Below are 23822 nucleotides of genomic sequence, written 5' to 3'. Positions count from 1 at the left end.
CGCCTACACGCCCCCGGGCGTCACCATCCCGGACTCGTACGCCACGATCACCAACTGCGCCCGGTCCCGCGCCCCCAACTTCCCCATGATCCGGCTGACATGAGTCTTCGCGGTGAGCGGGCTCAGCCCCAACGCCTCCCCGATCTCGGCGTTGTTGAGCCCCCGCCCCACCAGCGTCAGCACTTCCCGCTCCCGCTCGGACAGGCACTCCGGCCCACCCGACACCGGCGTCGCCGCGGTCGGGCTGCTCAGCAGACGCGCGATCAACCGCGCGGTCGGCCCGGGTGACAGCAGCGACTCCCCCGCCGCCACCGTCCGGATGGCCTCCAGCAGCTCCGCCGGCCTCGTGTCCTTCACCAGGAACCCGGACGCCCCCGCCCGGAGCGCCTCCACGATGTTCTCGTCCGTGTCGTACGTCGTGAGGACCAGCACCTTCACCCCGGCCAGGTCGGGGTCCGCCGCGATCAGCCGGGTCGCCTCGATGCCGTCGAGGTCCGGCATCCGGATGTCCATCACGATCAGGTCGGCACACGCGCCCCGGGCCAGTTCCACCGCCTCCCGGCCGGTACCGGCCTCGCCCACGACCTCCATGTCCCCCGCCGACTCGACGAGCATCGCGAACGCGGCCCGTACGAGCGTCTGGTCGTCCGCAAGCAGTACGCGGATCGTCATCCGGCCCCCTCCAGAGCACCCCGCAGCGGCAGCACCGCCGTCACCTCGAAACCGCCCCCGGCCCGCGGCCCCGCGTCGAGTGTGCCACCCACGCTGCGGGCCCTCTCCCGCATCCCGACCAGCCCGAATCCGCCGCCGTCCGAAGAACCGCCGGCACCCGTGTCCCCCGCCCCGTCGTCCGTGACCGCCAGCCGCAGGGCGCCCTGCTCCTCGTACACCTCCACCCGTACCACCGGCTCCGCCCCCGCGTGCCGCACCGCGTTGGTCAGTGCCTCCTGGACGATGCGGTAGGCCGCTGCCCCCACGGCGGGCGGGGTCGTCTCGCCCGTCCGTACCGTCTGGGTGACCCGCGCGCCCGCCAGCCGTGCCGCCTCCACCAGGTCGGGGACGCCGTCGAGGCCGGGCAGCGGGCCGCGCGTCTCCCCGGCGGCGCCCTGTTCGCGCAGCACCTCCAGCGTCGTGCGCAGTTCGCCGCGGGCGGTGCGGCAGGTGTCGGCGATGTCGTTGAGTGCCTTGGCGATCGTCTCCCGGTCCAGGCGCTCGGGGTCGGCGGCCAGGACGTGCGCGGCCACCGAGGTCTGGACGCCGATGAGGGTGATGGTGTGGGCGAGGAGGTCGTGCAGGTCGCGGGCGACCCGCAGGCGCTCCTCCGCGACCCGGCGCCGCGCCTCCTCCTCGCGGGTGCGTTCGGCCCGCTCGGCGCGTTCGACGAGGGAGGCGACGTACTGGCGGTAGTAGCGGACGTCGATGCCGATGAAGAGGACGGCCAGCACCCAGCCGTAGATGCGCACCAGGTCGGAGGCCTGTTTGTGGTCGCCGAAGGTGAGCATCACGGTCAGGGAGACGGCGAGGCCCGCGGCGCCGACCAGGATCGAGCGGGCGGGGCGCTGGGTGACGGTGACCGTGTAGAGCGCGACGAGCGAGGCGGGGACGGGTGCGCCGTGGTTGTTGTCGAGGGCGTGGTAGGGGATGACGAGCACCACCACCGCGGCCAGCACCAGCAGCGGCCGCCGCCGGCGCCACACCAGCGGCACGTGGGCGGCGAGGAGAAGGGTCCAGCCCAGGGCGTCCGGGTGGCGGAGCGTGTCGGTGAAGGCCGCCAGGACCGCGGCGAGGCCGGCGAGGACGGCCGCCAGCACCGCGTCGTTGCGGGTGGCGTGCGGCGCGGTCCTGGGGTCGCGGGTGAGCGTCGCCGTGACGCGTTCGCCGAGGCGTGGCCGCACCGGGGTCGTGGTGGGGTGCATGGGGGTCATCCTCCGACGGGACGGCGCCCCTCCGGGAGAGGAGGGGCGCCGGTCGGTTCCGTTCAGTGCGTCACCGCCACTACGGGCTCCGGCTCCTTCGGCGGGGCCGGCGGCCCGGGGTCGCGGGACAGGGCGCCCGGCCACCACACCTTGCGGCGCAGTGCGACGGCGGCGCTGGTCACCAGGTAGGTGCGGACCAGGAAGGTGTCGAGCAGGACGCCGACGGCGATGACGAAGCCGAGCTCGACGAGGCTGACCAGCGGCATGTTGGTGAGCACCGCGAAGGTCGCGGCGAGGACCAGGCCGGCGGAGGCGATGACGCCGCCGGTCGTGCGCAGCGCGGTCAGCGCCGCCGCCACCGGTTCGGTGCCGTTCAGCGACTCCTCCCGCATCCGGTGCATCAGGAAGATGCCGTAGTCGACGCCGAGTGCCACCAGGAAGACGAAGGACAGCAGGCCGAGCCCCGGGTCCGTGCCCTCGAAGCCGAAGACCGGCCCGAAGACCAGCCCGCCGATGCCGAGCGCAGCGCCCCACACCGCGACCACCGCGCCGACCAGGATCAGCGGCGCGACCAGCGACCGCAGCAGCGCGACCAGGATCAGCAGGACGGAGACGAGGACGAGCGGTACGACGATCATGCGGTCACGGGCGTTGGTGTCGGCGAGGTCGAGCTGCTGGGCGCTGGCGCCGCCGACCAGCGCGTCGTCGAGGCGGTCGCGCAGGGCCTCGATGGTCGCCGTCTCGCCCGCCGACTGGGGTGCGGCGGTCGTGGTGACCGAGATCTCCGTCCAGCCGTCCCCGCTGCGCCCGCGCTCCGCCGAGGCGACACCCCGGGTGTCCCGGACCTCGCCGAGCACGGTGTCGGCCCGGTCGGTGGGGGCGAGGACGGTGAGCGGCTGGGTGCCCTGCTCGGGGTAGGCCTCGGCCAGGGTTTCCATGGCGGCGACCGCGTCAGGCTTCGTGGTGAAGGAGTCCTCCTGCTTGAGGGCGCCGGGCAGGTTCAGCACCCCGAGCGCCAGCGCTCCCAGCAGGACCGCGCCGGAGGCGAGGACGGCCAGGGGCCGCCGCTCGGCGGAGCTGCCCATCGCCGCGAACAGCGACCGGCGGGCCTTGGGCGTGCTGCCGTAGCGCGGCACGAGCGGCCAGAAGACGCGGCGGCCGAGCAGCACCAGAACCGCGGGCAGCAGGGTCAGCATGGCGGCCAGCGCGCACAGGATGCCGACCGTGCCGAGCGGCCCCATGCCGCGGCTGGAGTTGAGATCGGCGGCGAGCAGGCACAGCAGGCCCGCCGCGACCGTGCCGGAGGACGCCAGCACCGCGGGGCCGCAGCCCTTGAGCGCGGCGGCCATCGCGTCGTACGGCCGCTCGAAGCGCCGCAGCTCCTCGCGGTACCGGGAGACGAGCAGCAGTGCGTAGTCGGTGCCCGCGCCGAACACGAGGATCGTCATGATGCCGGAGCTCGCGCCGGTCACGGCGGTGCCGAACGCCTGGTGGACGCCGTAGGCCACGCCCATCGACAGATAGTCGGCGAGGCCGGCGACGACGAGGGGCACCAGCCACAGGACCGGGCTGCGGTAGATCAGGATCAGCAGCAGCGCGACGACCCCGGCCGTGGTGTAGAGCAGCGGCCCGCCGAGCGCGTTGTAGACCTCGGCGGCGTCGGTCTGGAGCGCCCCCGCGCCGCCCACGTCGACGCTCAGACCGCCCTCGCCGTGCGCGATGTCCCGTACGTCGTCGACGAGCGCGTCGCGGGCCTTCTCGTCGGTGCCCGGCTCGGTGCTCGCCACCGGGTACATCAGGGTGGTGCCGTCCTTGGAGGGGACGCCCTGAGGCCTGCCGGTGAGCTGGTGCGCCCCGGCGATCCGCTCGATCTGCCGGGCGGCGGTGGCCTTGTCGGCGGCGGTCAGTCCGCTGTCGCGGTGGTAGACGACGACCATCTCGGTGGCCTCGCCACCCGGCAGCCGGTCCTGGATCCTGGCGACCTGCGTCGAGTCGGCGCTCGCGGGCAGATAGTCGACGGCCCGGTCGTGCTGGACGTCGGCGAGCTTCGAGGCGAACGGCGAGGCGATCGCCAGCACGGCGATCCACAGCCCGAGCAGCACCCAGGGCACGGCACGCCGTCGTCGTGCGGATGTCCTTGCGGCCCCCATCGACGGGCCTCCCTCCGGTCGGATGTCTGGGTCGTGTCCAGACTCCCGGCGCGGGGACCTCGAATCGTCGCGCGGAAGGGCGAGTTGGGGGTTACTACGCAGGGCGGTACGGGCCCCCGATTACTCCCTGGGGAGTACTGCGGGGCTTACGACGGTGTCCGCGCCGCGGCCAGCAGCCGCGTGACGTCGTCGGCGCAGATGGTGAGGGCGGCGCCGACCGTGGCCAGCGCATCGCGCTCGGCGGGGGTGTAGGGCCCGTCGGCCAGGGCGATCCGGGCGCCCTGGAGCAGGATCGACTCCCGCCCGGCCGGTGCCAGATGCGGTGCCAGCGGGTCCAGCGCCTCGTGCAGCTCTATCGCCAGCCCCGCCCCGCAGGGCTCGCCGAAGACCCGCCCGGTGTCGGCGGCCAGCGCCTCCACCAGCGCGCCGAGCTGGTCCTCCGTGCAGTCGTCGAACCCGGCGGCGCGGACCGTGGCGGCGGCCGCCTCCAGCGCCGTACGCGAACAGGTGCCGCCCGCGGCGAGGACCGCGAGGGCGACGGTGTGGACGGCGTCGCGGAGCATCGCGGAGAAGCGGGTGGTGGTCGGATGGTCGAGGACGTCGGTGCCGAAGTGGCGGCAGCAGGCCGCGCATTCGACGACCGGCCCGGTCTCACCGCGCGGCAGCACCGGAACACCGAGGAGGGTGAAGCGGCGGCGGCCGGTCAGCCGCTGGTAGTTGCGGTCCCCGCCGCAGCCTGGGCAGAAGAACTCCCCGTCGCCCACGGGCGTCCATGCGGTACGCGTGCCCAGCATGCGCGCAGGCCTGACGACACGGTCGTTTCGTCCCCGTCCTGGCAGCACGTCACACCTCCGCGTAACCGCACGGCAACATCGCCGCGCTGGCGTGATGTTAGCCACATCGGAGACCCCCAGTCAGCACCCTGGACGAGACCTTTCCGTGACCTCCACGAGGAGATGGCCGAAAACAAACGGGCCCCGCCCGCTGGACGACAGCGGACGGGGACCTGGAAACGCCGGCGGGGAAGATGGCCTAGGGGCGCGGGGAACTGCGCGACCAGCCACAACGGCGCCGCACCCGCCACACCACCCCGCGAGGCACCCTCTTAGCGCGCAGCCCTGTTCACGGCAGACACAACCGCCTTGAGCGACGCTCGCGTCGTGTTCGCATCGATCCCGATCCCCCACAGCACCTTGCCGTCGATCGCGCATTCGATGTACGACGCGGCCTGCGCGGACGCACCCTCACTCATCGTGTGCTCCTGGTAGTCCAGCAGCCGGGCGTCGATGTCGACCTTGGCCAGCGCGTCGAAGAAGGCCGAGATCGGACCGTTGCCGGTACCGGTCAGCACGGTGTCGACACCATCCACCGTGGCCTCCACCTTCAGCGTGTCCACGCCGTCCGTGTCGGTGGTCGACTGCCCGTTCTTGACCTGGATCCGACCCCACGGGTTCTCGGGGTTCGGCAGGTACTCGTCCTGGAAGACGGCCCAGATGTCGGACCCGGTGACCTCGCCGCCCTCGGCGTCCGTCTTGGCCTGGATGATCTTCGAGAACTCGATCTGCATCCGGCGCGGCAGGTCCAGCTTGTGGTCGTTCTTCAGGACGTACGCGATACCGCCCTTGCCGGACTGCGAGTTGACGCGGATGACGGCCTCGTACGAACGGCCCACGTCCTTGGGGTCGATCGGCAGGTAGGGCACGGCCCACTCGATGTCGTCCACCGTGACACCCTTGGCGGCCGCGTCGGCCTCCATCGCGTCGAAGCCCTTCTTGATGGCGTCCTGGTGGGAGCCGGAGAAGGACGTGTAGACCAGGTCGCCCACGTACGGGTGGCGCGGGTGGACCTCCATCTGGTTGCAGTACTCCCACACGCGACGGATCTCGTCGATGTCGGAGAAGTCGATCTGCGGGTCGACGCCCTGGGAGAACAGGTTCATGCCCAGGGTGACCAGGTCGACGTTGCCGGTGCGCTCGCCCTGTCCGAACAGACAGCCCTCGACGCGGTCGGCGCCGGCCATCAGCGCCAGCTCGGCCGCCGCCACCGCCGTACCGCGGTCGTTGTGCGGGTGGACGGAGACGCAGACGTACTCGCGGCGCGACAGGTTGCGGCTCATCCACTCGAAGCGGTCCGCGTGCGTGGACGGGGTCGAACGCTCCACCGTGGCGGGCAGGTTGAGGATGATCTCGCGACCCGGGCCCGGCTGGTAGACGTCCATGACCGCCTCGCAGACCTCCAGGGCGAAGTCCAGCTCGGTGTCGGTGAAGATCTCGGGGCTGTACTGGTAGCCGAACTCGGTCTCGGGGCCCAGCAGCTTCTCCGCGTACTCCATGACCAGGCGCGTGCCGTCGACGGCGATCTGCTTGATGTCGTCCTTGGAGCCGCGGAAGACGACCCGGCGGAAGACGGGGGCCGTGGCGTTGTACAGGTGGACGGTCGCGCGCTTGGCGCCCTTCAGGGACTCGACGGTCCGCTCGATCAGGTCCTCGCGGGCCTGGGTCAGTACGGAGATGGTGACGTCGTCCGGGATCGCGCCCGGCTCCTCGATGATCGAGCGGACGAAATCGAAGTCCGTCTGGCCGGAGGCCGGGAAGCCGACCTCGATCTCCTTGTAGCCCATCTTGACCAGCTGGTCGAACATCCGGCGCTTGCGCTCGGGCGACATGGGGTCGATCAGGGCCTGGTTGCCGTCACGCAGGTCGGTGGAGAGCCAGCGGGGCGCGACGGTGATCCGGTTGTCCGGCCACGTGCGGTCCGGGATGTCGACCTGGTCGTACCGGCCGTACTTGTGGATCGGCATGCTGCTGGGCTGCTGGCGGTTCGCCATGATGACTCGGGCTCCTCAGGGTGTCCGGAAGGACGGCCGACGACGCAACGCCAAGCTCCGCGGGGAGGGAGTCGACCTGGACTACAGGCCCTCGCCGCGGCAGCTAAGAAGAAGCAGCCCGAAACGCATGATGCGAAGCATGCTAGCCGAGCCGGTTCGGATGCGGGGCGCTGTATCAGCATGCGGGACCCGGGCGACGAATAACCAGGGAACCGGACAAAAAGTGCGCCACGCCACGTCGTCATACCACTTCGTCACGGAGCGTGCCGCTCCCTGTCCGCATATTTCACCAATCATGGTTGCGGGTAGTGACACCGGAATAACGCAGTGCAAGGGTGCCGGGCATGACGAAGACCAACGGGGGCTTCGAGCCCGTCTTCTGCACCGTCGTACCGCCGCACGTCCTCGACAAGCTGGCCCAGGCCGAGGACCCCGCGCTCGCCGATCCCGCGCGCAAGACCCTGGAGCGCGACGCCTTCGAGCGCACCCACCGCCGTCTGACCACGGTCATCGGCGCCCCGTCCGTCGCCGCGCCGCTCGGCGCGGAGGCCGGCAAGCCGCACCGCACCCTCTACGACGCCAGGCACCGCACCGAGCTGCCCGGCAAGAAGGTCCGCGCCGAGGGCTCGGAACCCGGCAAGGACGCCACGGTCAACCGCGCCTACGCGGGCCTCGGCGCCACCTTCGAGCTGTACCTCAACGCCTACGCACGCGACTCCATCGACGGAAGCGGCCTCCCGCTCGACGCGACGGTCCACTACGACCGGGACTACAACAACGCCTTCTGGAACGGCGAGCAGATGGTGTTCGGCGACGGGGACGGCGAGATCTTCCTCGACTTCACCATCCCGATCGACGTCATCGGCCACGAACTCACCCACGGCGTCACGCAGTACACCGCCAACCTGACCTACTTCGGCCAGTCCGGCGCGCTCAACGAGTCGATGTCCGACGTCTTCGGCTCCCTCATCAAGCAGTACACCCTCGGCCAGACCGCCGCCGAGGCCGACTGGCTGATCGGCGCGGGCCTGCTCGCCCCGCGCGTCACGGGCAAGGCACTGCGCTCCATGAAGGAGCCGGGCACGGCGTACGACGACGACGTCCTCGGCAAGGACCCGCAGCCCGCGACGATGGACGACTACGTCCGCACCGGCCGCGACAACGGCGGCGTCCACATCAACTCCGGCATCCCCAACCACGCGTTCTACATCGTCGCCACCACCCTCGGCGGCCACGCCTGGGAGCGGGCGGGGCAGATCTGGTACGACGTGCTGACCGGCGGGCAGCTGAAGAAGGACGCGCTGTTCACGGACTTCGCGACGCTGACGGTGGCGGCGGCCAAGGCCCGCTACCAGGAGGGCGAGGAACTCCAGGCCGTGCTGAAGGCGTGGGAGCAGGTCGGGGTGCGCACGGCGTAAATCCGTACTACACACGGTCCCATGCGTATTCGAGTGAGGCGCACGGGCGGATTCGCGGGCATCGAGCGCAGCGCCGAGGTGGACACCTCGGGGCGGCCCGACGCACCCGAATGGCGAGCCCTGGCCGAGAAGGCGGTCTCCGACGGGCGGCACATCCCGCCCGTCGGGGTCCCCGACGGGTTCAGCTACGAGATCACGGTGGACGGGAGGACGGTCTACGCGGCCGACCCCCGGCTCACCGAGGAGCAGCGGGAGCTGATCTCGCGGGTCCTGAAGGAAGGAGCGTAACGGGCAGTTCACGCTGGGGCGTTGACTTCCCTTACCGCCGGTAAGGATGATCCCGCCCATGGCGACCAACGCGATACCCGAGTTTCCGGCCGGCTTCCTCTGGGGCGTCTCGACCTCGGCCCATCAGATCGAGGGCGCGACGGAGCTGCGCGAGCCCTCCGTGTGGGACGCGTTCACCGCCGAGCCGGGCCGGGTGAAGGACGGCTCGACGGCGGCGACGGCCTGCGACCACTACCACCGCTACCGCGAGGACGTGGCGCTCCTGGCCGACCTGGGCGTGGACGCGTACCGCTTCTCGGTCTCCTGGCCGAGGGTGAACGCCCCCGGCGGCCTGGACTTCTACGACCGGCTGGTCGACGAGCTCTGCGCGGCGGGCGTCCGCCCGGTCCCGACCCTGTTCCACTGGGACCTGCCGGTCGGCCTCGACTGGCTGGAGCGGGACACAGCGGCGCGTTTCGCGGAGTACGTCGCGGTCGTCGCCGAGCGGCTCGGTGACCGGGTGCAGAAGTGGATCACGATCAACGAGCCCGCCGAACACACCCTGTTCGGTCATGCGCTGGGCGCCCACGCCCCCGGCAAGCGGCTGATGTTCGACGCGCTGCCGGTCGCCCACCATCTGCTCCTCGCCCACGGTCTCGGCGTCCAGGCCCTGCGCGCCTCCGGCGCCGCGGACATCGGCATCGCCAACTCCCACGGCCCGACCTGGCCCGCCTCGCAGGAGCAGCCGGACCTGGAGGCGGCGGCGTTCTACGACCTGCTGCTCAACCGGCTGTTCGCCGAGCCGATCCTGCTGGGCGAATACCCGGACGGGCTGGGCGACCTGATGCCGGGCGACGTGGCGTCAGACCTCAAGGTCATCTCCGAGCCGCTGGACTTCTACGGCGTCAACTACTACGCGCCGACCAAGGTGGGCGCCCCGCAGGGCGAGGACATCGAGTTCGGCGGGCTGACGATCCCGGCCGAACTCCCCTTCTCCGTCCAGGAGATCGAGGACGTCCCGGTCACGGACTTCGGCTGGCCGGTGGTCCCGGAGGCCCTGACGGAACTCCTGACGACCTTCCACACCCGCTACGGCGACCGGCTCCCGCCCGTGGTCATCACGGAGAACGGCTGCTCGTACGAGGGCCTGCACGACCGCGCCAGGATCGACTACCTCGACAGCCATGTGCGCGCGCTGCACCGGGCGGTGGAGGCGGGCGTCGACGTCCGGGGCTACTTCGTGTGGTCGCTGATGGACAACTTCGAGTGGGCCGAGGGCTATGCGCAGCGGTTCGGCCTGGTGCACGTGGACTTCACGACGCAGGAGCGGACCAAGAAGGACTCCTACGCCTGGTACCAGTCCCTGTTGCGGGCCCAGAGGTGACGACGACGGCCCTGGACGAGCCCGTGGAGCGGGTCGGCCGGGGCTGGACGGCGGCCCTCTCGCTCGCCAACGTGGCGATCTGGGTGGGCTGGTACGGCCCGCTGCAGATCCTGCTGGCCCGCCAGGCGGAGGACTTCGCGCCCGGTACCGGCATGTCGAAGGAGACGCTGCTGGCGTGGGTGACGGGCGCCGGCGCGGTGGTGTCCCTGGCCGCCAACCCGTTCTTCGGCGCCCTGTCGGACCGGACGACGGCGCGCTGGGGCCGCCGTACGCCGTGGATCGTGGCCGGAGCGGGCGGCGGGTTCCTGTCCCTGCTCCTGCTCGCGGGCGCGGGCGGGCTGTGGCTGATGACGCTGGGCTGGTGCCTGGTCCAGCTGACCCTGAACGCGTCCTTCGCGGCGGTGACGGCGGCCGTGCCGGACCGGGTACCGCGGCTGCAACGCGGTTCGGTGGGCGGGTGGTTGGGGGCGGCGCAGGTCCTGGGCGCGGTGGCCGGTACGGGGCTGGCGACGGCGGCGGGCGGGATCGCGGCGGGGTATGCGGCGTGCGCGGTGTTCGCGCTGGCGGGCGTCCTGCCGTACGTGCTCCGGTATCCGGACCTGCGGCTGCCGGCGGCGGACCGTCCGCCGTGGCACGGCCGCTCCTTCGCCCGCGGATTCTGGTTGAGCCCCCGCCGCTACCCGGACTTCGGCTGGGCCTGGCTGACCCGGTTCCTGATCAACCTCAGCAACGCGCTGGTGATCCTCTACCTCCTCTACTACCTCCGGGACCGCCTCCACCACGACGACCCGGAGCAGGGCGTCCTGATCCTCACCGCGGTGAACAGCGTGACGCTGCTGGGCACGGTGGTGGTCGGCGGGGTGTGGTCGGACCGGGTGGGCCGCCGCAAACCGTTCGTGCGCTGGTCCGGGGCGCTGATGGCGGCGGCCACGGCGCTGCTCGCGGCCTGGCAGACCTGGACCGGCGCGATCGTGGTGGCGGCGCTGCTGGGTCTGGCCCTCGGGGTGTTCATGTCGGTCGACTTCGCGCTGATGACGGACGTCCTGCCGAAGGCCCTGGACCGCGGCAAGGACCTCGGCGTCATCAACGTCGCCAACGCCCTCCCCCAGGTCGCCGCCCCCGCCGTGGCCGCGCCGATCGTGACGCACCTCGGCGGCTACCGGGTGCTGTATCTGGTCGCGGCGGTGATCGGGTTGGCGGGGGCGGTGTTCGTCGACCGGATAAGGGGCGTGGACTAGAGCGCCCCCGTCACAGCGCTCCGGCGTCCCTGGCCGCGTAGACCGACGGATACACCGGCCGGTACCCCAGCTCCCTTCGGATCCGTTCCGTCGACATGAGCACCAGCCACGGGTCGGGGTCGGTCCGCTCGTGCAGCTCCGGCGGGACCTCGGCGCCGTTCAGCTGGTGCAGCTCCACCGCCGTGACGGGGGCGTCGTCGGCGATGTTGTAGATCCGGCCCGCGATGCCCGGTGCGTGCAGGATGCGCAGCAGGCCCTGGGCGACGTCCACGTGGTGGCCCATGTGCAGGCGCTGGGTGGCCGCCCAGTGCTTGGCCCACATCAGGGACTGGGCGAGATGGGGGTCGCCCTCGCCGTACACGAAGGGGAGGCGGGCGACGCGTACGTCCAGCCCGTCCATCGCGAGCAGTTCCCGCTCCGCCCGCGCCTTGGACTCGGGGTAGGCGCCCCACATCCCCCCGCCGGGCCGGCTCTCGTCGTCCTCGGTCAGCGGACGCCCGCGTCCGGTGCCGTACACCAGGCCGGTGCTGACCTGCACGAACCGCCCCACCCCGGCCGCGAGCGCGGCCCGCCCCAGCTGCACTGCGGCGTCGTGGTTGACGGCCCGGCACTCCTCGTCCGGTACGCCGCGGAAGGCGGCCGCGACGTTCACGACCACGTCCACGCCGGCGACCGCCTTGCCGAGCGCCTCGGCGTCCCGCAGATCGCCGACCACGACCTCGGCGCCCAGCTCGGCGAAGGGTTCCCCGCGGCCGGCGTCCCGCACGAGCACCCGCACCCTCTCGCCCGGCCGGGCCTGGGCCAGCAGCCGGGGCACGAACCGTCGGCCGACCTGCCCGGTCGTCCCTGTCACCAACGTCAGCATCTTTGTGCTCCTCTCGTCGGTGACCAGCCTCGGCCGGGTTCGTGGCGTGCGGGAGAGACCTCTCGATCGGGGGACCGGCAGTCCCTGGATAAGGAGAGCGCGGTGCCGCAGGCTGGAGGGGTGAACCGACCCGAACTGGCGGACTTCCTACGCCGTGGCCGCGCCCGCCTGACCCCGTCGGACGTGGGCCTGACGCCGGGGGCGAGGCGCCGTACGCCCGGCCTGCGGCGGGAGGAGGTGGCGTCGCTCGCGGGCATGTCCGTGGACTACTACACGCGCCTGGAACAGTCCCGCGGCCCGCGCCCGTCCCGCCAGATGCTGACGGCACTGGCGCGGGCGCTGCGCCTCACGGACGTCGAGCAGGACCACCTGTTCCACCTGGTGGGCGAGGAACCCCCACGCCGGGAGACGGCGTCGGCGCACGTCCGCCCCGGCCTGCTGCTCATCCTCGACCGGCTGCACGACACCCCGGCGCAGGTGGTGAACGACTGCGGTGAGGTGCTGGCCCAGAACGCGATGGCGAAGGCGCTGGTGGGTGACGTGATGTCCCGGCCGCGCCGGGACCGCAACCTGGTCCGGCGGTTCTTCCTGGACCCGGCCGCGCGGACGCTCTTCCCCGAGGAGGACCTGGCGGATCACGCCCGCACCCAGGTCGCCACCCTGCGTGCGGTGGCCGCGGCCCGCCCCGACGACCCGGAACCGGCCGCGCTGGTGGCCGAACTCCGCGACCTGAGCGCCGAGTTCGCCCTGCTGTGGGACGAGCACGAGGTGACCCAGCGCGACAAGGCCACGAAGCGTTTCGTGCACCCCGTGGTGGGCCTGCTGGAACTCGACTGCGAGGTCATGGTCAGCCACGAACACCACCACCTCCTGGTCGTCCACACAGCCCGCCCGGGAACAGAGGCGTACGAACGCCTGGAGCTGCTGCGGGTGGTGGGCCTGCAGGACCTCACCCCCCAGCGGACAACCCCCTAGAACCCCAGCTTCCGCAACTGCCGAGGATCCCGCTGCCAGTCCTTCGCCACCTTCACATGGAGGTCCAGGAACACCGGCGTGCCAAGCAGTGCCTCGATCTGCTTGCGGCTCTTGATGCCGACCTCCTTCAGGCGCTTGCCCTTGGGGCCGATGATGATGCCCTTCTGGCTGGGGCGCTCGATGTAGACGAAGGCGTGGATGTCGAGGAGGGGCTTGTCGGCGGGGCGGTCCTCGCGGGGGAGCATCTCCTCCACCACGACCGCGATGGAGTGCGGCAGCTCGTCGCGCACGCCCTCCAGCGCGGCCTCGCGGATCAGCTCCGCGATCATGACCTGCTCCGGCTCGTCGGTGAGGTCACCCTCGGGGTAGAGGGCCGGCCCCTCGGGGAGCAGCGGGACCAGCAGGTCGGCCAGCAGGTCCACCTGCTTGTTCGCCGTCGCCGACACCGGCACGATCTGCGCCCACTCGATCCCCAGCTCCTTGCCCAGCTGGTCGATCGCGATCAGCTGCTCGGCGAGGGCCTTGGAGTCGACGAGGTCCGTCTTCGTGACGATCGCTACCTTCGGCGACTTCTTGATCCCGGCGAGCTCCTTCGCGATGAAGCGGTCACCGGGCCCGATCTTCTCGTTCGCCGGCAGGCAGAAGCCGATCACGTCGACCTCGGCCCAGGTCGTGCGCACGATGTCGTTCAGCCGCTCCCCCAGCAGGGTCCGCGGCTTGTGCAGCCCCGGGGTGTCCACCAGGATCAGCTGGGCGTCCTCCCGGTGCACGATCCCGCGCACGGTGTGCCGCGTCGTCTGCGGCTGGTTGGCCGTGATCGCCACCTTCTGCCCGACCAGAGCGTTCGTGAGGGTGGACTTGCCCGCGTTGGGGCGGCCCACGAAGCAGGCGAAGCCGGCGCGATGGGGAGCCCCGGTCGGCTCAGACGGCTCGGATGACTGACTGCGAACGCTCATGGCGCCCATTCTCCCTGATCCACAGACCCCCGCCGCACAACAGACCGATCACCGCCCCACACGTGAGCTTTCGGAAACCCTCACGCAATGAAACCTCGGCGAAACACACCCGTACGCAAGCGGAAACGCACGCCGGTGAACCTCTGACGAGCCCCCACACCGTTGGAGACGACCGTGACCCTAGCCGCGCAAGGCATCGACACCGGCGACACCGCCTGGCTGCTCGCCGCCACCGCCCTCGTCCTGCTGATGACCCCGGGTCTGGCCCTGTTCTACGGCGGCATGGTCCGCACGAAGAGCGTCCTCAACATGCTGATGATGAGCTTCGTCTCGATCGCGCTGGTGACGGTGGTGTGGCTGGCCGCCGGCTACTCCCTCGCCTTCGGCGACGACACCTTCTCGGGCCTCATCGGCGGCCTCGACCACGCCGGCATGAAGGGCCTCGGCCCCGACAGCGTCCAGGGCACGGTCCCCACCCTCCTCTTCGCCACCTTCCAGCTCACCTTCGCGATCATCACGGCGGCCCTGATCAGCGGCGCGATCGCGGACCGCGCGAAGTTCGGTGCGTGGCTGGTGTTCGTGCCGGTCTGGGCGCTGCTCGTATACGTTCCCGTCACCCACTGGGTCTGGGGCCCGGGTGGCTGGATCCTCGACAAGCTCGGCGCACTGGACTTCGCGGGCGGTCTGCCCGTCGAGATCACCTCCGGCGCCTCGGGCCTGGCCCTCGCACTGGTCCTCGGCCCCCGTCTGGGCTTCAAGAAAGATGCCATGCGCCCGCACAACCTCCCCATGGTCGTGCTCGGCGCCGGTCTCCTCTGGTTCGGCTGGTTCGGCTTCAACGCGGGCTCGGCGCTGGGAGCCAATGGACTGGCGGCCGCGGCCTTCCTCAACACCCTCGCCGCCGGCTGCACGGGCCTGCTCGGCTGGCTCTTCGTGGAACAGAGGCGCGACGGCCACCCCACCACGCTGGGCGCCGCGTCCGGCGCGGTCGCGGGTCTGGTCGCGATCACCCCGTCCTGCGGCTCGGTCTCCCTCCTCGGCGCCCTCGTGGTCGGCCTCGCCGCGGGCGTGCTCTGCTCCTACGCCGTGAGCTGGAAGTTCAAGCTCAACTACGACGACTCCCTCGACGTCGTCGGCGTCCACCTGGTCGGCGGCATCGTCGGAACCCTCCTCATCGGCGTCTTCGCCGTCGCGGAGATGACGGGCGGCACCGAGGGTCTGCTCTACGGCGGCGGCCTTGCCCAGCTCGGCAAGCAGCTGGTGGCCGTGGTCGCCGTGGGGGCGTACGCCTTCCTGGTGACGTACGGCATCGGCAAGCTGCTCGACAAGGCGATCGGCTTCCGGGCGAGCGAGGAGCAGGAGCACACCGGCCTGGACCTTACGGTGCACGCCGAGACCGCATACGATCACGGCGTCCTGGGCCACGGCGCCCCGGTCAGCGCGTCCTCCGTCCCCTCCGCCCAGAAGGTCAAGAGCCAGGCATGAAGCTCATCACCGCCATCGTCAAGCCCTACCGCCTCGACGAGGTGAAGACCGCCCTCCAGGAGCTGGGCATCCACGGTCTGACCGTGAGCGAGGCCAGCGGCTACGGCCGCCAGCGCGGCCACACCGAGGTGTACCGCGGCGCCGAGTACCAGGTCGACCTGGTCCCGAAGGTCCGGATCGAGGTCGTGGTGGAGGACGCCGACTCCGACGCGGTCATCGACGCGATCGTCAAGGCCGCGCAGACGGGGAAGATCGGGGACGGGAAGGTGTGGGCACTGCCGGTCGAGACGGTCGTACGCGTACGGACGGGCGAACGCGGCCCCGACGCGCTCTGATCACCAGGACTGCCCCCACCGCCACGGCCGCCGCCAGCAGCACCGCCATCAGCCACGGCAGCGCGAGGAAGGAGGCGCCCGCCGACTCGCGGGTGTCCTTCGCGCTCGCCGTGAGCGTCACCTCGCCCCACTCCAGCTGGGGCGCGCCCCGCCACGGCTCGCTCAGCCGGACGCTCTGCCCGGGCAGCAGCTCGGAGGGGACCTTCGTCAGATCGCGGGCGAGCAGCGTACGGCCGAACAGGCCCGTCGCGCGCAGCTCCACCTTCGGGTCGAGGGTGACATTGCCGGTGTTGCGCAGGGTGTACGAGACCGTCGCCGCGCTGTCGCCCAGTCCCGGCACGAGCGGCTGGTGGTGGCTGACCCGGACGTCCGCCACGGAGATCGCGGGGAGGGTCGGCCCGCCGACCCGCAGATAGACGCGGGCGGCCACGGCCCGCTGCACCCCGAGCGCGACCGAGCCGTCGCCCCGGTCGATCCGTTCGTCGAGGGCCACGATGGCTCCCGGGTGGTCACCGGGTTCGGCACCCTCCGGCACCTTCATCGTGAACGGCACGGTCACCTTGCCGTGCGCGGGAACGGTGACCCGGGTCCTCGCGGGCCGCGCCCACACCCCGACGCCCCGCATCTTCTCCGTCACCGTGCGCACGGCGAAGCCGCCGTCGCGGGCGGTGTTGTAGGCGTCGGCGGCGTACAGGCGGAACGTCAGCGGCTTCCCGGTCTTGTTGGCGACGACCACCTTGTCGGTGAGGGTCTGCCCCGGGTCGGCGGAGAGATAGAAGTAGGGACGCGCGGCGACCTTCGAGGCGAGCGGGTACACGGACCAGCTGCCGTTGTCGGCGGCGTGCGCGCAGGGGGTGACGAGGAGGAACAGAAGGCCCAGGACCAGGGCGTGGAACATACGGCGCATGGGTGCGGACCCCCACTTGTACGAGGTGACACGGGCGGGTGCGGACGCCCGTACGGTCAGCTGAGCGTGAGGGTGAGAACGCCGGAGTACGTGCCCGGAGGCGTGAACGCCGGTACGTTCAGGGAGAGTTTGGCGTCGACGGTGAACTCACCGCCGGTGACCGTGCCGTCGGGGGCGGATGCGAGGGTCGCCCCGGCCGCGCCCACGGTGCCGGACGAACCGGCCTGGCAGGTGCTGGGGCTGCCCGCCTTGGTGGTGCAGGCGGGGGTCCAGCTGAGCGCCCCGGCATCGATCTTGGCGCCGGGACCGGTGAAGTCGGTGACCTTGCCGGTCAGGGACCAGCCCGCGACACCGCCGCGGAAGTCCTTGACGCTCACGGTGTTGAGGTCGCCGCCCGAGGCGCCGCCCTTGCCGTAGTCGACCGCGCCCAGGGAGACGGTGTCCCCGGCCTGGGTCATGGACAGGGTGCCCGCCTTCACCGTGGTGCTGATCTTCTGGGCGTTGTCGGGGACGGGTGTGTTGTCGATGACGGTGTAGGCGGCGGGCCCGGCACCGGACTGGTCGCTCCAGCTCGCGCCCTCGTAGGCGACGACGCCGGTGGTGGTCTTGTCGTTCACCACCAGGGACCCGCTGAAGGCTCCGGCCGTGTCCGCCGTCACGGTCGCGGTGTCCGCGGTCTGGCTGGAACCGGAGCGTCCGGCGAGGGTGACGGTGGCGCCCGGGGTGAAGTGGCTGCCGTTGACGGTGACGCTGTCACCGGGGTTCCCGGAGGCCGAACCGAGCGTGATGGCACGGGTGTTGGGCTGGGTGGCCGGACTCGCGGTGATCGTCTCGGAGACGGGCGCGGGCGGGCTGATGACGGTGCAGGGGGTGTCCAGCTCCAGGATGTAGCTGGTGTGGATGTTGTAGTCGCCGGGCGAGAGCGTGATGGCTCCGGCGGTGGTGACGGTGAAGGTACCGGTCATGCTGAACGACGGGAAGGGCGCGTTGCCGGCCACCGGATCGTTCTTCTTGGGCCCGACGACGGTCACGTCCCCGGTCTGCGCCCCGCCGAGGGTGACCTTGCCGGACGGCGTCATGATGTCGGCCGGGAGGCTGATGGCGGTGGGGTTGCTGGCGGCGGGCTTGACCACGGTGTAGGTCACGGTGACGGTGTCGCCGACCTTGGGAGCGGCCTTGTCGACCGTGATGAGCGCGGTCGTGGTGCCGTCGATGGGCGGGATGCCGGCGACGGCGGGCGGGATGCAGTGGGTGGCGAAGTCGACGTTGCCCGCGGCTTCGGCCGGCCCGGCGAGCGCACCGCCGGCGGTGACGGCGAGCGCGGCCGCCCCGAGCAGCGACGCCAGTCGGCGTCTTCGGTTTCTCATGGTTGGTTGCCCCCTCCGAGGGATGCGGGCGCAGCGGCTCTTCTGCGCCGACAGGGGGCATTGATGTGGGGATTGCGTGAGAAGTCAATGGAGCTGCCGCAGTAATCTGACGAACCATCAGTTACTGCGGCAGCTCCGGCATTTGCTCGTACTCAGTCGAACACGAACGGACCCGGCGACTGCGGTGCGGTCGCCGTGCAGGTGATGGTGATCCCGAAGACCGTCATCGTGAGCGAGCCGCCGTAGGCCTCGAGGCTGTCACCCGAGGCCACGGCACCCGGGAGCGGGCCGACCTGCACGGGATCGCCGGCGGCGATGGCCGGGTTCTCGGTGGCGGTGAAGGACGTGGTGCCGCCGGCGGCGTTCACCAGCGTGAGGGTCGAGGTGATCGAGTCCTCGGACAGGGCGATCGGTGCGGTGATGGCCGAGGAGTTGATCGTCATGGTCGCGGCGGTACCGTCCTGGGTGGCGGTGACGGCGGCTTCACCACTGCCGAAGCCGCCGCAGTCGGCGTTGATGGTCGCGCTGCCGGGGGTGACGGCCAGGGCGGCGGGCGCGCACACCAGCCCGGCGACCGCGAGCGCCCCGGTCACCAGTGCCGCACCGGTCGCTGTTCGTTTGCCTCTCATCGGGTTCCCTCTCCCTTCCCCGTTCGGGGGAAGTGCCATGTGGGGATGGACGGGAGATGCCCGAACGGCCCGTCGGCGGGGCGTGGTGCGGGACGCGCCGCGTGGGGGGTGGCGGGGGAAAATCTGACGGGCCGTCGGAACTATCGGTTCCATTGATGCGCGAGAGACTGAAGACGACAAGGTTCAAATTCAGCCGACCCGGAAGTCAGTCGACGGTCACCGTGGAGCGCACCGCTCCGTCCGGCCCCGCCAGCAGCACCGGCGTCCCCGCGCCCCCCAGATCCCGCACCGCGGCGAGATCCGCCGCCGCCGCCGCATCCGCCTCCGTCACCACCGCCGCCGCCTCCAGCGACTTCGCCCCGGAGGCCACCGCCATCGCGACAGCCGTCTGCAGCGCGCTCAGCTGGAGGGAGGCCAGAGCCACCGTCCCCGCGACATACGTACGTCCGGTGTCGTCCCGTACCGCCGCCCCCTCGGGGACCCCGTTGCGTGCCCGCGCGGAACGGGCCAGGGTCACGATCTTGCGGTCCTCGGGATCAAGCGCGCTGTCGGTCATGAGCCGAGGATACGTACCCTCGTCCCGCCACCGGATACATGACCCCCCGCCGCCCCTCCGGGGACGCCAGCCACTCCAGCTTCCCGGCCGTCACCTCGTCCATCGGCGTGTGCAGCACGATCGACAGATCCGGCCGTACCGGCATCTTCAGCACGCTCGCCTCGACGTGCAGCAGCCCGGCCAGCGGATGGTCCAGCTCCTTGCGGATCTGCCCGGCGTCCTCGATGTCCCGCTCCTTCCAGAGCGCGACGAACTCCTCGCTCGCCGCCGACACGTCCGCCAGCACCTGCCGGAACCCCTCGTCGTCGGGCCGCGCGGCCGACGCCGCCCGGAACTGGGCCACGACCGTACGCGCGTTCTCGGCCCAGCTCCTCGAACGGGACCGGTACATCGGGTCGGTGAAGAAGTCGACGAGGCAGTTCTGCGTGATGTCGGGCCGCATCCCGAGGACCATCGCGGCGGCGTCGTTGTAGAGCACGCAGTTGTAGTAGAGGTCCATGATGTGCGCCGGATACGGCATCCACGCGTCGATCATCCGCCGCAGCCCGTCGCACATGTCCCGCCGGCCCGGCTCCACCTCGGGCACCGGCGGGTTGAGCCCGGCGAGGACGTACAGATGACGGCGCTCGGCGCCGCTGAGCCGCAGCACGCGCGCAACGGAGTCCACGACCTGCGGCGACACCGAGATGTCCCGCCCCTGCTCCAGCCACTGGTACCAGGAGGCGCCCACCCCGGCCAGCACGGCGACCTCCTCGCGCCGCAGCCCGGGCGTCCGGCGTCGCGCCCCGCCGTCCGGCAACCCGGCCTCGGCGGGCGAGACCCGGGCCCGCCGGCTCATCAGAAACTCCCGCAGCTCCTGCCGCCGCCGGACAGCCTCCGCCACCACGAACTCGTCCCCCTCGTACCGCCGCCGTTGCCTGGTGGTGCCACCACCAGGACAACTTCCGTCTCCCCACGGCTATTCCACGGCCGCGAGGCTCGTGTCCATGGCGATCGACACCGCATCCACAACCACCGCCGGCACCGAGACCGGCACCGTCCCCGCACCACGGCTCTCGCACCGCGACAAGCTCGTCCTCTTCGTCCTGTGCGCGGCCCAGTTCATGGTCGCCCTGGACTTCTCGGTCCTGAACGTCGCCCTGCCCGTCCTCGGGGCGGACCTCGGCATGAGCCAGTCCGCGCTCCAGTGGGCGGTCACCGCGTTCGCGCTGCCGTCCGGCGGCTTCCTGCTGCTGTTCGGCCGGATCGGCGACCTGTACGGCCGCCGCAGGCTGTTCCTGACCGGCCTCGCCCTGTTCGGCGCGGCCTCGCTCCTGGCGACGTTCGCCTGGGACCCGGCGTCGTTCCTCGCCGGACGCGCGCTGCAAGGGGTGGGCGCGGCGGCCATCGTGCCGACCGGCATGTCCCTGCTCACCACCACCTTCCCCGAGGGCCCGGCCCGCGACCGCGCGCTCGGCATCTCCGGCACCCTGCTGTCCCTCGGCTACACCGTCGGCATGGTGGCGGGCGGCGTCCTCACCGACGCCTTCGGCTGGCGCTCCACGATGGGTCTGCTGACCCTGTTCGCGCTGCTCGTCCTGCCGCTGGCGCCCGGCCTGCTGCCGGAGTCCCGCACCCCGGACCGCCCCCGCCTGGACATCCCCGGCGCGGTCACCGTCACCGGCGGTCTGCTCTCGCTGATCTACGCCCTGTCGACGGCCGCCGACCACGGCTTCGGACGCACGGACGTCGTCATCACCCTGGTGGCGGGCCTCGCCCTCCTGACCGCCTTCGCGGTCGTCGAGTCCCGCAGCGCGGCCCCGCTGGTGTCGCTGCCGATGCTGCGCCGCCGCACGGTGGCGTGGGGCAACCTGGGCGGTCTGGTCACCTTCTCGATGATGTCGACGATCGTCTTCGTGCTCACCCTGTACCTCCAGGAGGTCCTGCACCTGTCGGCGTTCGAGACCGGCCTCGTCTTCGGAGTGCAGGGCGTGCTGTCGGTGGTGGCGGGCGTCTACACGCCGAGGGTCATCGGCCGGCTCGGCGGCGCCCGCCGCACGCTGGTCGTCTCGCTCACCGGCCAGGGCGTCCTGATCGCCGCGCTGCTGGGCCTCGGGGAGTCCAACGCCTCGGTCTGGCTGGCCGTCGCCGCCGTCTCGCTGGCCAGCATGTTCCACCTCGGCGCGATCATCTCGTACGGCCTGACCGTCACCTCGGGCGTGCCGGACGAGGAGCAGGGGCTGGCGACCGGGCTGGTCACCTCGACCCAGCAGGTCGGCATCACGGTCGGCATCCCGCTGCTCGGCGTGCTGGCGACGACCGCCGGTGACCTGCTGACCGGCGTCCGCACGGTCGTCGCGATCGACGCGGCGGTCGTCCTGGCCACCGCCGCGCTGGTCGCGGTGGGCCTGCGGACCCGGCGGTCAGGGACGGTCGAGGCGGAGGCGGTCGGCGCGCGGTAGGCCGGCCACGACCAGGTCGTACGAGTCCTCCACGAGCTCCCGGACCAGCCGGTCCGGGAGCTCGCCGTCGACCGTCACGGTGTTCCAGTGCCGCTTGTTCATGTGGTAGCCGGGGATGATCAGGCCGGGGTGGTCGGCGCGCAGCCGGACCGCGTCCTCCGGGTCGCACTTGAGGTTGACCGTCAGGGGGCGGTTGTCCAGCCAGGACAGGGCGAACATCTTGCCCAGCACCTTGAAGACGGAGATCTCCGGCGAGAAGGGGAAGTCCTCCACGGCCGCGTTGAAGGAGAGGCAGAAGGTGCGCAGCTCCTGCGGGTTCACTCGTCCTCCTTGGGCACCTCTACGGGCTCCACCAGCACGGTCACGATCTTGTTCCGCCGGCCGGCCGCGGCCTCCGCGGTCAGCCGCAGCGCCCGCTCGTCGGGCAGGTCCACGACGGCAGAGGCCCCGGCGATGGGCACGCGCCCCAGCGCCTTCGCGAGGAGTCCGCCGACGGTCTCCACGTCCTCGTCGTCGTACTCGTCGAGGCCGTACAGCTCGCCCAGGTCGGTGATGTCGAGGCGGGCGGTGACCCGGTAGCGGTCGTCGCCCAGCTCCTTGACCGGCGGCAGCTCGCGGTCGTACTCGTCGGTGATCTCGCCGACGATCTCTTCCAGGATGTCCTCGATGGTCACGATGCCGGCGGTGCCGCCGTACTCGTCGATGACGACGGCGACGTGATTGCGGTCGCGCTGCATCTCGCGCAGCAGGTCGCCGGCGTTCTTGGTGTCGGGCACGAACGCGGCGGGCCGCATGGCCGTGGAGACCAGCTCGGACTCGGCGTCCCGGCTGATGTGCGTCTTGCGGACCAGGTCCTTCAGATACACGATGCCGACGATGTCGTCCTCGCTCTCCCCGGTCACCGGTATGCGGGAGAAACCGGAGCGCAGGGCGAGGGTGAGGGCCTGACGGATCGTCTTGTAGCGCTCGATGACGACGAGGTCGGTGCGCGGCACCATCACCTCGCGCACGAGGGTGTCGCCGAGCTCGAAGACGGAATGCACCATGCGGCGCTCGTCGTCCTCGATCAGCGACTCCTTCTCGGCGAGGTCGACGAGCGCGCGCAGCTCCGCCTCGGAGGCGAAGGGGCCGCGGCGGAAGCCCTTGCCGGGGGTGAGCGCGTTGCCGATGAGGATCAGCAGGTTCGGGATCGGGCCCATGATCCGCGCGAGCGGCAGCAGGACGTACGCCGCCGCCGTCGCGGTGTTCAGCGGGTGCTGGCGGCCGATGGTGCGCGGGGAGACGCCGACGGCGACGTACGACACCAGGACCATGACGCCGATCGCGACGAGCAGGGCCTGGGTGGTGCCGGCGAACTCCTTCAGGCAGGCGTACGTGACCATCGCCGCCGCGGCCATCTCGCAGGCGACGCGGACCAGCAGCGCCACGTTGAGATAGCGGGTCGGGTCGGCGGCGACCTGCGCGAGTTTGGCGCTGCCGCGCCGGCCGACGCGGACGGCCTCCTCGGCACGGAAGCTGGAGACGCGTGCGAGGCCCGCCTCCGCGCAGGCGGCGAGCCAGGCGACGACGACCAGGGCGATCGCGCCGGAGACGAGGGGAAGGCTCATGACACGGTCGGGGCCGGCGACGGACCGGTCAGCCCCTTCTCCGCGCGCCAGCCATCGACGATGGCGGCCTGGAGGCCGAACATCTCGGCCTTCTCGTCCGGTTCCTCGTGGTCGTAGCCGAGCAGGTGCAGCACGCCATGGACGGTCAGGAGCTGGAGCTCCTCGTCCATGGAGTGCTGCGTGGGCGCGTCCTCCCCCTGCTTCTTGGCCACTTCGGGACAGAGCACGATGTCGCCGAGCAGCCCCTGCGGGGGCTCCTCGTCGTCCTTGCCGGGCGGCCGCAGCTCGTCCATCGGAAAGGACATGACATCGGTCGGGCCGGGCAGGTCCATCCACTGGATGTGCAGCTGCTCCATGGCGTCGGCGTCCACGACGATCACCGAGAGCTCGGAGAGCGGGTGGATGCGCATCCGCGCGAGTGCGTAGCGGGCGATGTCGAGGATCGCCTGCTCGTCGACCTCGGTTCCGGACTCGTTGTTGACGTCGATCGACATGGTGC

At 71.4% G+C, this 23822-nt stretch carries 23 protein-coding genes; 8 read left to right on the top strand and 15 right to left on the bottom strand.

The window, feature by feature from the left end; translation table 11 throughout:
* Positions 1 to 3: 3 nt before the first annotated feature.
* The 5 genes from ACFUO4_RS13485 to leuA all read right to left on the bottom strand — a co-directional run bounded on the left by ACFUO4_RS13485 (position 4) and on the right by leuA (position 6893).
* Positions 4 to 672 carry a response regulator gene (locus tag ACFUO4_RS13485; RefSeq protein WP_383483606.1) on the bottom strand — a complete coding sequence of 223 codons (669 nt, stop codon included), beginning with the start codon at positions 670 to 672 and terminating at the stop codon, positions 4 to 6.
* The gene (locus ACFUO4_RS13480) at positions 669 to 1916 is read right to left on the bottom strand and encodes a sensor histidine kinase (protein WP_383483603.1); all 1248 of its coding nucleotides are present in this window, start codon (positions 1914 to 1916) and stop codon (positions 669 to 671) included. Before ACFUO4_RS13480 ends, ACFUO4_RS13485 begins: the two co-directional genes overlap by 4 nt.
* Before the next feature lie 62 nt (positions 1917 to 1978).
* Entirely contained in the window at positions 1979 to 4066 is a 2088-nt protein-coding gene (locus ACFUO4_RS13475) for an MMPL family transporter (RefSeq protein WP_383483600.1), read from the bottom strand.
* A 146-nt stretch (positions 4067 to 4212) separates the two neighbouring features.
* Positions 4213 to 4908 carry a TerB family tellurite resistance protein gene (locus ACFUO4_RS13470; RefSeq protein ID WP_383483597.1) on the bottom strand — a complete coding sequence of 232 codons (696 nt, stop codon included), beginning with the start codon at positions 4906 to 4908 and terminating at the stop codon, positions 4213 to 4215.
* A gap of 263 nt (positions 4909 to 5171) precedes the next feature.
* On the bottom strand, positions 5172 to 6893 hold the full coding sequence (gene leuA, locus ACFUO4_RS13465; RefSeq protein WP_383483594.1) for a 2-isopropylmalate synthase: 1722 nt from the start codon (positions 6891 to 6893) through the stop codon (positions 5172 to 5174).
* Between the two features lie 344 nt (positions 6894 to 7237).
* Between leuA and ACFUO4_RS13460 the strand changes: the two genes are divergently transcribed.
* Genes ACFUO4_RS13460 through ACFUO4_RS13445 form a run of 4 tightly spaced genes read left to right on the top strand, consistent with a single transcriptional unit; the run spans position 7238 to position 11200 of the window.
* Positions 7238 to 8311 carry a M4 family metallopeptidase gene (locus ACFUO4_RS13460; RefSeq protein ID WP_383483591.1) on the top strand — a complete coding sequence of 358 codons (1074 nt, stop codon included), beginning with the start codon at positions 7238 to 7240 and terminating at the stop codon, positions 8309 to 8311.
* A gap of 21 nt (positions 8312 to 8332) precedes the next feature.
* Positions 8333 to 8599 carry a protealysin inhibitor emfourin gene (locus ACFUO4_RS13455; RefSeq protein ID WP_383483588.1) on the top strand — a complete coding sequence of 89 codons (267 nt, stop codon included), beginning with the start codon at positions 8333 to 8335 and terminating at the stop codon, positions 8597 to 8599.
* A 46-nt stretch (positions 8600 to 8645) separates the two neighbouring features.
* Positions 8646 to 9962 (top strand): GH1 family beta-glucosidase, encoded by a 1317-nt coding sequence (locus tag ACFUO4_RS13450; protein ID WP_383483585.1) that lies wholly within the window; start codon positions 8646 to 8648, stop codon positions 9960 to 9962.
* Positions 9959 to 11200 (top strand): MFS transporter, encoded by a 1242-nt coding sequence (locus ACFUO4_RS13445; RefSeq protein ID WP_383483582.1) that lies wholly within the window; start codon positions 9959 to 9961, stop codon positions 11198 to 11200. The genes ACFUO4_RS13450 and ACFUO4_RS13445 overlap by 4 nt, the downstream gene beginning before the upstream one ends.
* Positions 11201 to 11210: 10 nt before the next feature.
* On the opposite strand, the gene ACFUO4_RS13440 is transcribed toward ACFUO4_RS13445, so the two are convergent.
* Complete coding sequence (locus tag ACFUO4_RS13440; RefSeq protein ID WP_383483579.1) at positions 11211 to 12065, bottom strand: NAD-dependent epimerase/dehydratase family protein; 855 nt, start codon at positions 12063 to 12065, stop codon at positions 11211 to 11213.
* A gap of 120 nt (positions 12066 to 12185) precedes the next feature.
* Between ACFUO4_RS13440 and ACFUO4_RS13435 the strand changes: the two genes are divergently transcribed.
* Positions 12186 to 13040 (top strand): helix-turn-helix transcriptional regulator, encoded by an 855-nt coding sequence (locus tag ACFUO4_RS13435; RefSeq protein WP_079308284.1) that lies wholly within the window; start codon positions 12186 to 12188, stop codon positions 13038 to 13040.
* Here ACFUO4_RS13435 and era read toward each other — a convergent pair.
* On the bottom strand, positions 13037 to 14005 hold the full coding sequence (gene era / locus ACFUO4_RS13430) for a GTPase Era (RefSeq protein ID WP_079308283.1): 969 nt from the start codon (positions 14003 to 14005) through the stop codon (positions 13037 to 13039). The genes ACFUO4_RS13435 and era overlap by 4 nt on opposite strands.
* A 165-nt stretch (positions 14006 to 14170) precedes the next feature.
* Here era and ACFUO4_RS13425 point away from each other — a divergent pair, with 165 nt between their 5' ends.
* Together ACFUO4_RS13425 and ACFUO4_RS13420 are read left to right on the top strand one after the other, a co-directional pair.
* A complete protein-coding gene (locus ACFUO4_RS13425; protein ID WP_079308346.1) occupies positions 14171 to 15481 on the top strand; it encodes an ammonium transporter in 1311 nt (436 codons plus the stop codon).
* Entirely contained in the window at positions 15478 to 15816 is a 339-nt protein-coding gene (locus ACFUO4_RS13420; RefSeq protein WP_059191692.1) for a P-II family nitrogen regulator, read from the top strand. Before ACFUO4_RS13425 ends, ACFUO4_RS13420 begins: the two co-directional genes overlap by 4 nt.
* On the opposite strand, the gene ACFUO4_RS13415 is transcribed toward ACFUO4_RS13420, so the two are convergent.
* The 5 genes from ACFUO4_RS13415 to ACFUO4_RS13395 all read right to left on the bottom strand — a co-directional run bounded on the left by ACFUO4_RS13415 (position 15710) and on the right by ACFUO4_RS13395 (position 20113).
* Positions 15710 to 16723 carry a WxL protein peptidoglycan domain-containing protein gene (locus ACFUO4_RS13415; RefSeq protein ID WP_079308282.1) on the bottom strand — a complete coding sequence of 338 codons (1014 nt, stop codon included), beginning with the start codon at positions 16721 to 16723 and terminating at the stop codon, positions 15710 to 15712. The genes ACFUO4_RS13420 and ACFUO4_RS13415 overlap by 107 nt on opposite strands.
* Positions 16724 to 16779: 56 nt before the next feature.
* Entirely contained in the window at positions 16780 to 18090 is a 1311-nt protein-coding gene (locus ACFUO4_RS13410; protein ID WP_383483572.1) for a beta-xylosidase, read from the bottom strand.
* A 152-nt stretch (positions 18091 to 18242) separates the two neighbouring features.
* On the bottom strand, positions 18243 to 18719 hold the full coding sequence (locus ACFUO4_RS13405) for a hypothetical protein (protein WP_383483569.1): 477 nt from the start codon (positions 18717 to 18719) through the stop codon (positions 18243 to 18245).
* Positions 18720 to 18924: 205 nt separating this feature from the next.
* The gene (locus ACFUO4_RS13400) at positions 18925 to 19275 is read right to left on the bottom strand and encodes a cytidine deaminase (protein WP_079308279.1); all 351 of its coding nucleotides are present in this window, start codon (positions 19273 to 19275) and stop codon (positions 18925 to 18927) included.
* On the bottom strand, positions 19256 to 20113 hold the full coding sequence (locus ACFUO4_RS13395; protein WP_079308278.1) for a helix-turn-helix transcriptional regulator: 858 nt from the start codon (positions 20111 to 20113) through the stop codon (positions 19256 to 19258). Before ACFUO4_RS13395 ends, ACFUO4_RS13400 begins: the two co-directional genes overlap by 20 nt.
* Positions 20114 to 20261: 148 nt before the next feature.
* On the opposite strand from ACFUO4_RS13395, the gene ACFUO4_RS13390 reads away from it, so the two are divergent.
* Positions 20262 to 21716 (top strand): MFS transporter, encoded by a 1455-nt coding sequence (locus tag ACFUO4_RS13390; RefSeq protein WP_383483564.1) that lies wholly within the window; start codon positions 20262 to 20264, stop codon positions 21714 to 21716.
* Here the strand turns inward: ACFUO4_RS13390 and ACFUO4_RS13385 are convergent.
* The 3 genes from ACFUO4_RS13385 to ybeY are packed head-to-tail and all read right to left on the bottom strand — an operon-like array spanning position 21678 to position 23817.
* The gene (locus tag ACFUO4_RS13385) at positions 21678 to 22037 is read right to left on the bottom strand and encodes an MmcQ/YjbR family DNA-binding protein (RefSeq protein ID WP_383483561.1); all 360 of its coding nucleotides are present in this window, start codon (positions 22035 to 22037) and stop codon (positions 21678 to 21680) included. The two genes, ACFUO4_RS13390 and ACFUO4_RS13385, sit on opposite strands and share 39 nt — an antisense overlap.
* On the bottom strand, positions 22034 to 23323 hold the full coding sequence (locus tag ACFUO4_RS13380; RefSeq protein WP_383483558.1) for a hemolysin family protein: 1290 nt from the start codon (positions 23321 to 23323) through the stop codon (positions 22034 to 22036). The genes ACFUO4_RS13385 and ACFUO4_RS13380 overlap by 4 nt, the downstream gene beginning before the upstream one ends.
* Entirely contained in the window at positions 23320 to 23817 is a 498-nt protein-coding gene (gene ybeY, locus ACFUO4_RS13375; protein WP_079308275.1) for an rRNA maturation RNase YbeY, read from the bottom strand. Before ybeY ends, ACFUO4_RS13380 begins: the two co-directional genes overlap by 4 nt.
* Positions 23818 to 23822 lie beyond the last annotated feature (5 nt).

It is taken from the genome of Streptomyces sp. NPDC057280 (assembly GCF_042668605.1).
Classification (GTDB): domain Bacteria; phylum Actinomycetota; class Actinomycetes; order Streptomycetales; family Streptomycetaceae; genus Streptomyces.
Note: the sequence above shows the minus strand (reverse complement) of the source record. Positions and strands in the feature narration are given on the sequence as shown.